13 protein-coding genes and 1 riboswitch are annotated in these 13,520 nt (G+C 41.3%); of the genes, 7 read left to right on the top strand and 6 right to left on the bottom strand.

The genetic code is table 11. The features are described from left to right. Positions 1-86: 86 nt before the first annotated feature. The 4 genes from desA (at position 87) to B5D59_RS15960 (ending at position 4,453) form a co-directional block, all read left to right on the top strand. Complete coding sequence (gene desA / locus B5D59_RS15975) at positions 87-1,133, top strand: Delta(5) desaturase DesA (protein ID WP_078818650.1); 1,047 nt, start codon at positions 87-89, stop codon at positions 1,131-1,133. Positions 1,134-1,372: 239 nt separating this feature from the next. Continuing rightward, positions 1,373-2,500 carry a sensor histidine kinase gene (locus B5D59_RS15970; RefSeq protein ID WP_078818649.1) on the top strand — a complete coding sequence of 376 codons (1,128 nt, stop codon included), beginning with the start codon at positions 1,373-1,375 and terminating at the stop codon, positions 2,498-2,500. Positions 2,501-2,506: 6 nt separating this feature from the next. After that, on the top strand, positions 2,507-3,118 hold the full coding sequence (locus B5D59_RS15965; RefSeq protein ID WP_078818648.1) for a response regulator transcription factor: 612 nt from the start codon (positions 2,507-2,509) through the stop codon (positions 3,116-3,118). A gap of 24 nt (positions 3,119-3,142) precedes the next feature. Continuing rightward, positions 3,143-4,453, top strand: coding sequence for a D-serine ammonia-lyase (locus B5D59_RS15960; RefSeq protein ID WP_078818647.1), 1,311 nt, complete (start codon positions 3,143-3,145; stop codon positions 4,451-4,453). Positions 4,454-4,563: 110 nt separating this feature from the next. Here B5D59_RS15960 and thiE read toward each other — a convergent pair whose 3' ends face one another. Genes thiE through thiM form a run of 3 tightly spaced genes read right to left on the bottom strand, consistent with a single transcriptional unit; the run spans position 4,564 to position 6,841 of the window. Then, positions 4,564-5,232, bottom strand: coding sequence for a thiamine phosphate synthase (gene thiE / locus B5D59_RS15955; RefSeq protein WP_078818646.1), 669 nt, complete (start codon positions 5,230-5,232; stop codon positions 4,564-4,566). Beyond that, positions 5,232-6,047: a bifunctional hydroxymethylpyrimidine kinase/phosphomethylpyrimidine kinase gene (gene thiD / locus B5D59_RS15950; RefSeq protein WP_078818645.1), complete on the bottom strand. Its 816-nt coding sequence runs from the start codon at positions 6,045-6,047 to the stop codon at positions 5,232-5,234. Before thiD ends, thiE begins: the two co-directional genes overlap by 1 nt. Positions 6,048-6,070: 23 nt before the next feature. Beyond that, on the bottom strand, positions 6,071-6,841 hold the full coding sequence (gene thiM, locus B5D59_RS15945; RefSeq protein ID WP_078818644.1) for a hydroxyethylthiazole kinase: 771 nt from the start codon (positions 6,839-6,841) through the stop codon (positions 6,071-6,073). A 61-nt stretch (positions 6,842-6,902) separates the two neighbouring features. Then, a riboswitch (TPP riboswitch) is annotated at positions 6,903-7,007 on the bottom strand. 193 nt (positions 7,008-7,200) lie between these two features. Here thiM and B5D59_RS15940 point away from each other — a divergent pair. Beyond that, on the top strand, positions 7,201-8,397 hold the full coding sequence (locus tag B5D59_RS15940) for a DUF3238 domain-containing protein (protein ID WP_078818643.1): 1,197 nt from the start codon (positions 7,201-7,203) through the stop codon (positions 8,395-8,397). A 207-nt stretch (positions 8,398-8,604) separates the two neighbouring features. After that, entirely contained in the window at positions 8,605-9,684 is a 1,080-nt protein-coding gene (locus B5D59_RS15935) for a glycosyltransferase family 2 protein (protein ID WP_245799551.1), read from the top strand. A 52-nt stretch (positions 9,685-9,736) separates the two neighbouring features. Here the strand turns inward: B5D59_RS15935 and B5D59_RS15930 are convergent, their stop codons facing one another. The 3 genes from B5D59_RS15930 to B5D59_RS18750 all read right to left on the bottom strand — a co-directional run bounded on the left by B5D59_RS15930 (position 9,737) and on the right by B5D59_RS18750 (position 12,753). Beyond that, on the bottom strand, positions 9,737-10,810 hold the full coding sequence (locus B5D59_RS15930; RefSeq protein WP_078818642.1) for a polysaccharide pyruvyl transferase family protein: 1,074 nt from the start codon (positions 10,808-10,810) through the stop codon (positions 9,737-9,739). Further along, on the bottom strand, positions 10,807-11,850 hold the full coding sequence (locus B5D59_RS15925; RefSeq protein ID WP_245799550.1) for a glycosyltransferase family 2 protein: 1,044 nt from the start codon (positions 11,848-11,850) through the stop codon (positions 10,807-10,809). The genes B5D59_RS15930 and B5D59_RS15925 overlap by 4 nt, the downstream gene beginning before the upstream one ends. Before the next feature lie 501 nt (positions 11,851-12,351). Next, a complete protein-coding gene (locus B5D59_RS18750) occupies positions 12,352-12,753 on the bottom strand; it encodes an alpha-helical endospore appendage domain-containing protein (RefSeq protein ID WP_483881316.1) in 402 nt (133 codons plus the stop codon). A 333-nt stretch (positions 12,754-13,086) separates the two neighbouring features. On the opposite strand from B5D59_RS18750, the gene B5D59_RS18060 reads away from it, so the two are divergent. Next, on the top strand, positions 13,087-13,520 hold a 434-nt coding region (locus tag B5D59_RS18060), incomplete at its 3' end, for an alpha-helical endospore appendage domain-containing protein (protein ID WP_483881315.1).

The raw sequence follows: 13,520 nt of genomic DNA, 5'->3' as shown, positions 1-13,520 counted from the left end.
AAGTCATGACATATATGTCTACCCCTCCTTGCCGATAAAAGTTATTCTTAAGTCACTAGCAATCCCATTAGGAGGGAAAACAAAACATGAGTAAAGAGAAAACGAAGCAGTTGCATAAAGATGTCGCGCCTTTCGCGAAATCTGACTTGAAGAAAAGTACTATTCAGTTGCTGAACACGATACCACCTGTTTTTATTTTATGGTTCTTGGCATATCAAAGCTTGAAAGTTTCTGTTGTTTTGGCAATCGCCGTCTCAATCGTGGCTGCATTCTTCGTAGTCCGCACGTTTATTATCTTTCATGACTGTACGCACGGTTCATTCTTCCGCAATAAAAAAGCGAATAATATTGTTGGAACAATCACTGGCGTCCTGACATTATTTCCTTATGAAAAGTGGAAAAGAGAGCACTCTATCCACCACGCGACTAGTTCGAACTTGGACAAACGCGGAGTAGGCGATATTTGGGTAATGACAGTGGAAGAATATGCACAAGCTTCTAAATGGGAACGTCTTGGCTATCGTTTCTATCGTAATCCTCTTGTATTGTTTGGATTAGGACCATTGTATTTAGTTTTGATCGCAGGTCGTTTTAATCGCAAAGATGCGCGTAAGAAAGAGCGTATAAACACGTATCTGATTAATGTAATTCTTGTGTTGGTGTACAGCGGATTGATTTGGCTCATTGGCTGGCAGGCATTTCTGTTGATTCAAGGAGTGATGATGTTCACGGCTGCTATGCTTGGGATTTGGCTGTTCTACATTCAGCACACATTCGAAGATTCTTATTTTGAAGAGGAATCTGACTGGGACTATGTAAAAGCTGCTGTAGAAGGTAGTTCTTATTATCAATTGCCACGTGTTCTACAATGGGCGACGGGGAACATTGGTTTCCACCACGTGCATCATTTAGCTCCACGTGTACCAAATTACAACCTTGAAATGGCGCATGAATTGACACCGCCATTGCATAATGCAACTACGATCACATTGAAAACTAGCTTGGAGTCATTACGCTACCGTTTGTACGATCCAGCTAATAAAACATTCATTACATTTAAAGAAGCAAAACAATCTATAACAAAAAACAAGTTAGCGATTGATCTAAAACCGAAACGCACGCGACTTGAGTGAATTGGCGAGAGAAGGATTTCCTTCTCCGCCTTTTTTATCTTTAATCAGCCGGTGTTCAAACGTTTGCTGAACGGGGAACTCAGGCTAAGGCCACTACATGCTGTGCCAGCGCCTGCATGATCAACATCCTGTTGATCTAAGCCTGCAGCCAATGTCACGGATTTGGAGAAAACAGGTGCAATGGGCGAAGAACAGAAATATTTGTTACAATGAAATGAAAAGGACGGCGATGAGACCCTATGCGCAGCTGGTATAGTATTTTTCCGAAAAGCCCATGGCTCAGCATTTATGCATGGGTTGTATTTTGTATACTACCTTTCTTCTATATTTTAAGAAGCGCTTCACCCGTGGATTTAACGATCGGGGTGACGCTGTTAGTATTCTTTTTCCTCTCCTACTATTTTTCCGTGAAATCTAAGAGCGGTCTCATGTATATGTGGATAAGCTTTGAAATCGTAATTACGGTACTGATGACTTTATTGTTCGGTTATGTATATTTATCGATTTTCATTGCATTTTTCATTGGGAATATCCGCAATACTGTTGGGTTTTTCATTATTTACGGTCTACATATTGCCATTTTAATCGGTGCAATCGTGGCAGGTTTTTTCATCGAGATTGATCTATTTCTTCCGCAAATCCATTTTATTATTATCTCAGTAATCGGTGTCGTGTTACTGCCTTTTAATTTATACAATCGTCAGAAACGCGATCGACTGCAAGATCAGCTCGAAGTAGCAAGACAACGTATTTCAGAGTTGACTATTGTCCAAGAACGTGAGCGAATTGCAAGGGATCTTCATGATACGCTTGGCCAGAAACTGTCCATGATCGGATTGAAAAGTGACCTGGCTGTACGTTTGATGGAACGAGACACTAAAGCTGCTGCAACAGAAATTCACGATATTCGACAAATCTCCAGCACTGCTTTAAAAGAAGTCCGTGTACTAGTTAGCGGTATGCGCCGTGTAAAGTTGAAAGATGAGCTAGTCCGTGTCAGGCAATTATTGAAAGCGGCAGAAATCGAACTCGAACTGGAAGGAGATCCGAACTTTCCAGACATGTCGCCCATTGTGGAAAATGTATTGGTTATGTGCTTAAAAGAAGCGATTAATAATGTCGTCAAACATAGCTATGCGAAATATTGTTGCATCGTTTTTGAGCGAACGGAAAAAGAGTTTACGATTAGTGTAAAGGATAATGGAATTGGGATAGCACAAAATGGCGTAAATCTTCCGGGGAACGGTCTCGATGGTATGGAAGAACGTCTGGAATTTGTAAATGGCAGTTTGTCTATAACTAGTCGGGAAGGGACACAGGTTATGATCACTGTTCCAGCTGTCTTAAAACAAATAAAGGAAGGGTGATAGATTATGATCCGCATTGTAATAGCAGAAGATCAAGGGATGATGCTCGGTGCATTAGGGTCGTTACTCAATTTAGAAGAAGATATGGATGTAGTCGGAATGGCCAAAAATGGTCAAGAAGCAGTGGACTTGGTTAAAGAGCTACAACCTGATATTTGCATCATGGATATTGAAATGCCGATCAAGACAGGCTTAGACGCTGCAGAAGAGCTGCAAGATGAAGAGTGTCAGATCATCATATTGACGACGTTTGCAAGAACGGGATATTTTGAGCGGGCACGAAATGCGGGTGTCAGAGGGTATTTGCTGAAGGATAATCCCATTGAAGAGCTTGTGAAGTCGATTCATTCTATCATCAAAGGGCGTAGAATTTATGCTCCCGAATTAATCGATCTGGCTTTTGACATGAAAGATGATGAAAAAAATCCATTGACAGAACGTGAATGTCAAGTGTTGAAACTGGTATCCGAAGGAAAAACAACGAAACAGATAGCAGGAGAATTGTTTTTGTCCCCTGGCACTGTTCGCAATTATATATCGACTATATTGGATAAATTAGGCGTGCGAAATCGTATTGAAGCCATCTCGATGTTTCAAGAAAAGGGTTGGTTCAAATAATTACTAAAAGGAGCGAATGATGGAATGAAGAATCTTGCACAAAGTGAATGGCTGGCTAAGCAGCCTTTATTGGAACAAGTAATGGAGAAGAAGGAAATCTTATGGCGCAACCCATTAGTAGAACCTATTAAGACAGCTCTTAATCATACAAAGCTTTCAAAAGAAGATGTGGAAGATGCACGTCTAAGGTTGGCAAGATTCGCTCCTTACTTGGAAAGGGTGTTTCCAGATACCGCTGCAAATCAGGGCATTATTGAATCGCCATTAACTCCTATTCCTAATATGAAGCACGTACTTGAACAATCTTATGCAATCGACATTCCGGGTCAGCTATTATTAAAACAAGATAACGCCTTACCTATTTCGGGTTCTATAAAGGCTAGAGGCGGTATTTATGAAGTCCTGAAGCATGCGGAAACATTAGCAATTGAACATCAATTGCTAAATGCTGAAGAAGACTATAGTCAATTCGATGAACCGGCATTTCGTCAGTTGTTTGCAAACCATAAAATCGCTGTTGGATCGACAGGGAATTTGGGACTCAGTATTGGCATCATGAGTGCGAAACTCGGTTTTGACGTCACGGTGCATATGTCAGCAGACGCAAAGCCGTGGAAAAAAGATTTATTGCGTTCTAAAGGTGTCCATGTCGTAGAATATGAAGATGATTACAGCAAAGCTGTGGAAGAAGGCCGACGCCAAGCGGAAGCAGATCCAACATGTCACTTTGTAGATGATGAAAACTCAACGGATCTTTTCATGGGATACGCGGTTGCAGGTGAGCGTGTAGCCGTCCAGCTGAAAGAACAAAATATTAGGGTCGACGGGGAGCATCCTCTTTTTGTTTACTTACCTTGTGGAGTAGGCGGTGGACCTGGCGGTGTCGCATTCGGATTGAAACTTGCATTTGGAGATCATGTACATTGCCTGTTTGCAGAGCCAACCCATTCTCCGTGTATGATGATTGGCATGATGACAGGATTACACGATCAAATTTCAGTTGCTGATTTTGGCTTGGATAATAAAACAGCGGCTGATGGATTAGCAGTTGGAACAGCCTCAGCTTTTGTCGGAAAAACAGTGGAACCTTTCTTAGCAGGCTGCTATACAGTAGAAGATCGTACTTTGTTCAAATTATTAAAAGAGTTAGCAGACAGTGAAGATATTTGGCTAGAACCATCTGCACTCGCAGGGATGACAGGTCCTATACAAACTATACAGTCGGATATCTCTTCAGCAAATTCTCCGAAAGCTACACACCTTGTATGGTCTACGGGTGGAAACATGGTACTGGAAGAGGAAATGAAGAGCTACTACGAGCAAGCGAAGAAGTAATTATTCGTTTAATTTCCCGGGAAATCGACAAATGTTTCTCGGTATGTCGATAAAAGAGCTATGGAGAAAAATTCTCCATAGCTCTTTTGGGTGCAAAAGATATATAAAATTTAATTTTTAATGGCTCGTATTGATTCAGAAAAGGTTTGCGTTGCTGCTGAAGGGTTTTCAGCAGATGCGATAGAAGAAATCACTGCGATGCCATCCGCGCCTGCATGCAAAGCGGGACCGAAGTTCGCCAAAGAAATACCCCCGATCCCTACAATCGGCATATCAGGAAAAGCTGTATGGATTTCCTTAATAAGCGCAGGGCCAACGACAGCAGAGGCATCTAGTTTGGTCGCTGTCGGATAGATCGGACCAATGCCTACATAGTCAGCACCGATTGCTTGAGCAAGCTGTACTTCTTCTGCGTTATGGGTAGAGACACCTAGCCATTTACTTGGACCGATTCGCGTTCGGACAATGCCAGCTTGCTCGTCGTCTTGGCCAACGTGGACGCCGTCTGCATTAATGGCCAAGGCAAGATCCACATCATCATTAATGATAAAAGGAATATGGAACTGACGACATAATACCTGACATTTTTTCGCGAAACCGACCAATGCCTCTCCTTTCAAAGCATTCTCGCCTTTTTCGCGCAACTGGAAGCAAGTAATACCCCCACGAAGAGCTGCCTCTAAGATGTCCAGCGTTTCTTGCTCCCCATTCGTTGCAGTATTTGGGGTACCCATCACAAAATAAAGACTCAAAGCTTTTCTCACTTCTGCATTCCGCATTAGTGCATCTCCTTCTTTAAACGATTATATGCCCAGTGGTTCGTCGGTCCATGCCCAGAACCAATGCGTAGACTGTCTTCGATCGCAGCTTGGATAAATTGTTTTGCTTCTGCAACGGCATCTGACAAGGAATAGCCTTTTGCGATAAAACCGGTTAAAGCAGCTGCAAACGTACAGCCTGTACCATGGGTATCTTTTGTTTGTACCCAAGGCGTTGTCATGGTGAAAGATTGACCTTCACAATCAGCGTAATAATCTTTTGCTTCGAGCACATCGTTGCGGTGGCCGCCCTTCATAATGACGGCTCTTGCACCTAGCTCGATGATGATTTGCGCCGCTTCTTGAATATCCTCATCCGTTACAATCTTCATGCCTGTTAGTACTTCGGCTTCCGGAATGTTGGGCGTAATAATAGTGGCAATTGGGATTAAATTTTCCTTCATCGCTTGGACCGCTTCTTGCAGTAATAATGATTGACCACCTTTGGCAATCATGACAGGATCAATCACGAGAGGAATCGGCGGGTATTCTTCCAATAAAGAAGCAATAGCCATTATAATTTCTGTAGAAAATAGCATACCTGTTTTACAGGCTTTCACTTCAAAATCATCCAGTACAGCACGTACTTGAGCTACTACGCCTTCTACTGGTACTGGATAAACACCATGAACGCCTTGTGTGTTTTGGGCGGTAATGGCAGTAAGTGCGGATGTGCCAAATACACCGAGCTCTTGAAACGTTTTTAGATCGGCTTGGATTCCAGCACCGCCACCGCTGTCTGAACCGGCAATAGTCAATGCTACTTTTACTGTCAATGAAAAAACCCCCTTACTCGTAGTTATACTAAGTACGTTTTGGTTTTGCGATCCAATGTATATAATGCATTCAAAAAGTTCATAGCAAAATCACCTGGCCCATGAGAAACTTTGGCCGCTTCTTCGCCTGCACGTTTATAAAATGCGAGTGCCGCCGCTGCTGCTTCTAAAGGACGTTCGCTCCCGATTGATAAGAATGCTCCTACTACGGAACTGAGTAAACAACCTGTACCCGTAATATTCGTCATCATAGGGTGTCCCCCAGTAATGGATAACGTGGAATGGCCGTCAGTAACGATATCAATTTCTCCAGATACAGCCACTAAGCATGCATATTTCAAGGCAACGATTTTTGCGATTCCCTCTACGTCGGCTTGTCCTTCTCCTGCATCTACGCCTTTTGCATTCCAGGGGATGTCTGCGATAGCAGCCAATTCTCCGACATTACATCGAAGCAGAGTAACATCCACTTCATCTAAGATTTGCAGTACACAAGCTTTTCGGAAGGGAGTCGCGCCTGCACCGACCGGGTCCAGCACAACAGGTTTTCCCGCTGCGCGGGCACTGTTGCCTGACAAAATCATTGCATCTACTGTTTGTTGCTTCAACGTCCCGATATTCAGAATGCTACAATCGGCAACTTTTGCGATATCCTTTGCTTCTTCTATTGCATCAGCCATTACAGGAGAGGCTCCGATAGCTAATAGACCATTCGCTTGAAAATTCGCTACTACGATATTCGTAATGCAATGAACCAGTGGTTGTTCCTTGCGAAGTTGGTGAATAAGCGGCATGTTTCTCTTCCTCTCTATAAAGGTATATATACAAAAAGCCCATTCGAAATGGGCTGTTGGGTACGATAACTACCCACTTCCCTTCGCTAGTATGACTAGATCAGGTTCCAAGGGTTTGCGGTAAATGCATCTCAGCCCATTAAACCGGGCTCCCCTAGTGGTGAATATGAATCAGACATATTGATTGTAGCATATATTTACAGAAGGATAAAACGATACTGGGATGAGCAGAATGAATTGTATAAAAATGATAGATAACACATAGAAGAAGTAGGTAAACACATATGCCCAATGTTGCATAAGTGTCTGAAATGAAACAGTCGATTGATATGAAATGAATAAAAAGGAGCAGATGAAAAATGGAGCCATTATTCGAAGTTCAAAGTATGAAGCATTCATTGGGGGAGCTATCGTTTGTTTGGAGTGATACAGGAGGGTACTATAGGGTCTATAAAAATGAACGGCAGTTGTATGAAGGGACTGTTGCTGAATTTACTGACGGAGAACTCGATTCAAGACACCCATTTCAATATACGATTGAACGTGTAAAAGACGAAAAAGTAGAAGACGTCATAGTGATTCAAACATCTGCTTTAACGAGCAGGGTGGAAGACGAACATCCTCTACAACGTTTGGTCATCACAACAATTGCGGCTTCGTCACAAATTGCTTTGTCTTGGGAGCGAATTAAAGGCGTAGAAAAATACGATATTTACCGTAATGGAATATATCTCGATACCGTAGAGAATAACCGCTTCATCGATCGAGAATCAAGCATGTCCGAGGCGGTTACATATAGTGTTTTGGGTACTCGTCCACTAATTGACAGCAATCAGCAAATGAATGTCAGTAAGTCGATCGTATCGAAAGCATTTGAAGTAGTGATGCCGCCTAGTTCAGAGAACAAGCCGACGGAGGAAAGCTATACGTTTTCAATACGAGTGAATTGTCGGGATCACTTATTGCAACCGGTGGCAAAGCGTAAAAAGGTGCTAGAAATAGATCGGTGGAAGTTTCGCTATACTACATTTTTAAAAGAAGATATCCTGAAAAATCCTAATCTCTTGTCTCCGTTGCCATACTTCGCTGGTGATGACCGGGATTTCGATCCAGAAGGGAAAAGTTATCGGACGCGAGTGGATATGCGAGGTGAATTCAATATTGAAGAAAGCTCACTTCAATTTACGAAGGCTGTCGGTCCATCTATTGGCATGAATTATTTGAAAAGCTATAAGCGTCATGGTCATGCATCGTTGGAAGATATTGAAATCAAACGTTTGGAAGGGAAGCCGTCAGAGATCAATTTTGAGATAGTGCATGATGTCGGGAATCCACTGACAGTTTCTCCACCCATCCATTATGAAGTGAAGGGTCATCTGGATTGTGAAGGAAATATCGATTTGGTTGGTTATCATAACGACGCTCCCCATCATGAGATTTATCTATCGCTTGGTGACGGTGATTGGTGGACTATACGTCAGTCGGAAAGCGAAGGGCTGGCATACTTATCAGGTGTCTTAGGTGATGATTATTGGCGTTATATGACGTGTAATTAAGAATGGACATCCCCTGCGCAATGACAGTTATAGTGAAAGAAGAAGTCTTTTAAGAAGGTGTTTTCATTTGTTGCATCCTTCCAGTCTGTTCTGTAAATTGCGTAGGGATCCGGTACTTGTTTTGACGTATTTTCCTCAGTTTAATAACCCAACACTGCTGCTAATATAGTACATATAATGAAAGAACATAATAAAAAGGAGACTAATATGATTAGTTTATGCATGATCGTAAGAGATGAAGAAGAAGTGTTAGAGCAGTGTTTGAATAGCGTGGCATATTTATGTGAGGAAATCGTGATTATTGACACAGGATCTGTCGATAGGACGAAAGAAATCGCAAGAAAGTTTACAGACAAAATTTATGATTTTGAGTGGATTGATGATTTTTCAGCTGCTAGGAATTTTGCGTTTCAACAAGCTACAAAGGAATATATTTTATGGATGGATGCGGATGATGTATTGCTTAAGAGTGACGGAGAGAAGTTGGCTCGTTTAAAAGAGAGCTTGGATCCGAGCGTTGATGTGGTCTCAATGTTATATCATGTGGCCTTTGATGAGTATGGAAATCCATCTTTTTCATTCCGAAGAAATAGGCTTGTCAAAAGGGTGCGTGATTTTAAATGGGTAGGACCTGTCCATGAAGTGCTGCTTATAAGCGGAAATATTCTTGCGTCAGATATCTCTGTCACTCACAGGAAAGCCGACAAGAAAAAGAAGAACCAATCTAAGGGCAGGAATTTGCGCATTTATGAAAAAAGGCGTGAAGCGGGAGAGGAATTTACACCTAGAGACCTCTTTTATTTTGCAAACGAACTGAAGGATCATGGTCACTTCGAGAAAGCGCTCCAACAGTATACCGAATTTTTGACAACGGAAAAAGGATGGGTCGAGGATATCATTCGTGCCTGTTTGTATAAGGCAGATTGCTATCGCGTTTTAAAACGGCCTAAAGAGGAGATGGCCGCTTTGGTCAGCACAATGAACTACGATATTCCTCGACCCGAAGCAGCGTGCAGAATAGGGGACATATATAAAGAGAAAGGTCTTTTTCAAAAGGCGATTTTTTGGTATAAAACAGCAGTGGATATTGAAACAGAAGCGGACATGGGATTCACGAATAAAAGCTTCTCCACTTGGTATCCACATTTGCAGCTTTGCGTTTGTTATTGGAAAACAGGAGATGTCCAAGCTGCAATTGACCAAAATCTTCTTGCAAAGCAATACCGTCCAAAGGATCCTGTCATTATGAATAATGAGAGTTTTTTTAAAGAACACCGCGCGAAATAGCATGAAAGCAGGGTCAAGACGTTTTTACATCTTGACCCTGCTAATTTGTTTATCAGTGTAAATATAGCTTAGCTGCAAAGGGTTCAAGCAACCTTTTTGCGTATAAATTTCGCTGTGTCTCGATTTTAGTCATCAAAATGTCTTTGTTAGAAACAATTAGTTCATGGGCCTGCAATAAATCCTCTGCTATGGTTGTGGAATCCATGTCGACTAGTAATGACTCCGCTTCAATAGATTTAATAAAGTCATATATTTTAAACCGATACCCAAGAGCAATAAACGGGACTTGGGCAGCCAGTGAAAGATAATTAGCATGCAGTTTGAAATTTATGGTGTATTGAAAATCTTGCATTCGTGCCATTAATTCGTTCTGATCGTACAATGTCGGCATCGTTACGTTATCGCTATCATTGATTTTATGATACAACCGGATGGATGCCTCCAAATCTTTCTGCCAAACAATATACAAATGCACCTTATAGCCTTGCGCGATTAATGATTGTAAAGCTGTGGCTAGTTGGTCTTCCACGCCTTCCTCATCTTGTCCGTAAACATTATTGAAGCTCGTTCCCCAGTTAACTCCGATGATCTTTTGCTCTGGCTTCCTCTTTTTTTCTGGGTTTAATAAAAATGCAGGATCCCCCGAAATTTCAATTCCATTGGATGGATCAATTCGATCGAAAACTTCTTTCGAAAGCGGCCCCCTCACACCTGCCCAAATACTTTGAGAGAATACAGTTCGAAATTTTTCCCTTGTAAGGTCCGGAATATTGAATGGGAAATGCCCCTGTGGATTTTCTAATAAAGAGATAGAAGACTTAGGCAACCAGTCAATTCCCGAGCCCCACATCATCACCTTTTTATTCAGCATTACCGCATTATATAAAAAGTCAATAACATATGGCGAGATGGTGGCATTGGGCCCGTTTAAAATCGACCCTCCGCCAAGAACAAGTAAATCATAGTCGGAGGGTGAAATGTTTTGCAAATATCTCATTTCAACATTCACAAAATCTAAAGAATACCCTTCACCGAGTACAGCGAAATGCTCCTTAAAAAGATCATACATCAATTCATCACCTAGGTTCTCATAACCAATCCACCCGATATACAGTACTTTTTTCAAATTTTCCCGCCTTTATCGTATAATCCTTGGTCTATCTTTTTCAGACACTTACCCTTGTATTCCATTGCTCGGTAGCTGCCGGTGCCTTGCCAAATTAGATGTTCTTTATGATCATCTCCTAATTCCAGACATCTACCGAATGCCTCTAAGGCTTCCTTATATCTTTCTTTTTCAAAGAGAATGTACCCTTTGAAAAAGTGGAGATCGACATAGTCTGGATAGAGATCAATGGCTTTTTCGATACTTGGCCATGCTCCGTCCAAGCTTTTTGTTTCAATTAAAATAGCATATTTTAAACGATAGAGAATCGAGGGAGGTTTGATCAGTTTCTGTAAAAAGTAATAAATGGACAGGTTTATATACTGAAATGCTTGTGTATATTCTTGTCTACGATAATATTCACTTGCCAAATGGTAAGCAACCCATGGGTCCTCTGCCATTTTATCTATATCTATCTGCAACAATTCAATGTTTCGAGTTTCTTTCTTTTTCTTCTTTTCAATCTCTGTGATATATCCGTAATGATGAATTTTGGACGGTAAGTATGTGATGTTGGCATCTGTAGGCAATTTGAGGGTTTCATGGATACGCTTTAAAAATTGGTAGCCTTTAGAGTTTCGAAATAATCTGGGCTGATAATAGATAAAAACCTGTTCAGGTTGGATCGGCAAACGTTCACCGACATAATTAAAGACAGGCAATTGGATAACCGTTGCTTCTTCTTGCTGTGCTAGTTGTTCTTTTACTGTTTCCCAAGATGGTACATCCAATTCCTCGTCCGCGTCCAACCATAAAATCCATTCGCCGCGCGCGTGGTCTATGCCGAAGTTTCGGGCATTAGCAAAATGTTGATCCCAGTCGTAATGAAGAATTTTCACATTCTCAAATTGCTGGCATAGTTTTATCGTCTGATCGGTTGATCCAGTATCCACAATGATAACCTCATCTGCTATGCTGCTCGCACTTTTTAGACATGTTTCTATTCGCTCTTCCTCGTCTTTAACGATCATACATAAACTAATTATTGGATTGTTCTCCATCTATCTATCTCCTTTAAAGTAACGAATATCCAAAATCGTATCAGATATCCAAGCAGTCTTTTCTGAAGGAGCCTTTGTGATAAATATCACGAAATCACAATCATAGTAAGATTGGATTTGATTGAGGATTCCTTCACAATGCTGTTTACACTCTAGATGAATAAAATTGCAACTCCATAGCTCTTGAAGAAACTGTTGTATCACGTATTGTACTGTACTGCCACTTAGAAAAAACTGATTTCCTCCTAGAAGAACTTTGCGATGAAAATAATAAGCATGCGCATGTTCAATCAAAGACAAGGAAGAAATGAGTGTTGTTTCTAGATTGAATGATTGACTCCGTTCAGTGGAACCTTCGTGAGTGCGTAAATGAGTGATCAGCAATTGAAAATACTTAGGTATTGCATTCAAAAAATGAGATTCGCTTTCTGAAAAAACAGATTGGGAACCTGATTCCAAGCATTTCATAATGATCGCCTCTTTCAAAACAGGATGACTGTTTCAGTGACATTTACATTTTCCGTGTTCTTTATCGGGGCAGCAATTACAATGACATTCCGAATCTGGCGTACATTTGTGACAACATTGCTGGGGTTTAGGTTTGCAAGGTCTGCGAGGTTTACAACTGTCACAGTCAAGTTCTAATACATCTTCCAGTTTGAACTGTAACAGCATCTGCGACTTGACGATGGTTCTCAGAGTTTTGTTAATGCTATTATTCATTTTCCAAACATCATCTAAGCAACGAGAATGCTTCGCTAAAAAAAGTTGGAGCTTCTCCGCCTCTGCATTCATAATATGAGATAAGGCGATTTCTTCTAATGCAATTGAATTCAATAAAAGCTCGATCGTTTCACAGCGATCCAGTGAAATATTCGGTGTTATGTTTGGTATATTCGGCATCGACATATCGTATTCACTCCTTTACATTAAAATACACTTAAAAATCAGGTGCGATGCTATGTATCCTATGTTAGGGGATATCGGGTAGTTACAAACTTGATTGTGTTAATTCTTCCAGCTTTTAATGAATCGTAAGGAATGTTAATGAGGTATTAGTTCATTTTAGTGATCAAGAAGACTTTTCTTATCTTTAAAAGGCAGAATTACATGTGGATTCTGTTTTGCTAGTTCAATTGTACAATCTCTTTCTTCTGCAGAGAATAGACTATGCAAGAGAACGTCATGAAGGGTTTTCCTGCATGACGTTCTACAAAATAAGAAAGGGGTTTTGATATGTCCCAGCCGAATATTCCCAATATCACTCCCAATATCACCATTGATCGAAACGATGTAATCAATTTGCTTTTAGCATCGATAGCAATGGAAGAACTTGGACTTGCGCATATTATTAATGCAGAAGGGGAGAAAATTCAGTATGCATTAGGTACCATACCTGGCCTTAGTCAAACGGCTACACTTGAAGATTTATATGCTGTAAATGACTCAGTACAAGAAATGTTATCTACTGTCATAAAGAAAGAACTTCTTTTAGACACAAAGTTGGGCAGAGTCACATCTATTATTCCTAGTGGAAACATTGGTCCAACCGGTCCGCCAGGCCCGCCTGGAGCAACAGGTCCAACGGGGCCAACAGGTCCAACTGGCCCAACGGGTCCAACAGGAGCAACCGGAGCAACGGGTCCGACGGGTCCAACAGGAGCGACGGG

The sequence above is a fragment of the Sporosarcina newyorkensis genome (assembly GCF_900167515.1).
In the GTDB taxonomy this organism is placed as follows: domain Bacteria; phylum Bacillota; class Bacilli; order Bacillales_A; family Planococcaceae; genus Sporosarcina; species Sporosarcina newyorkensis.
This window is presented reverse-complemented; position numbering and strand designations above follow the sequence as displayed.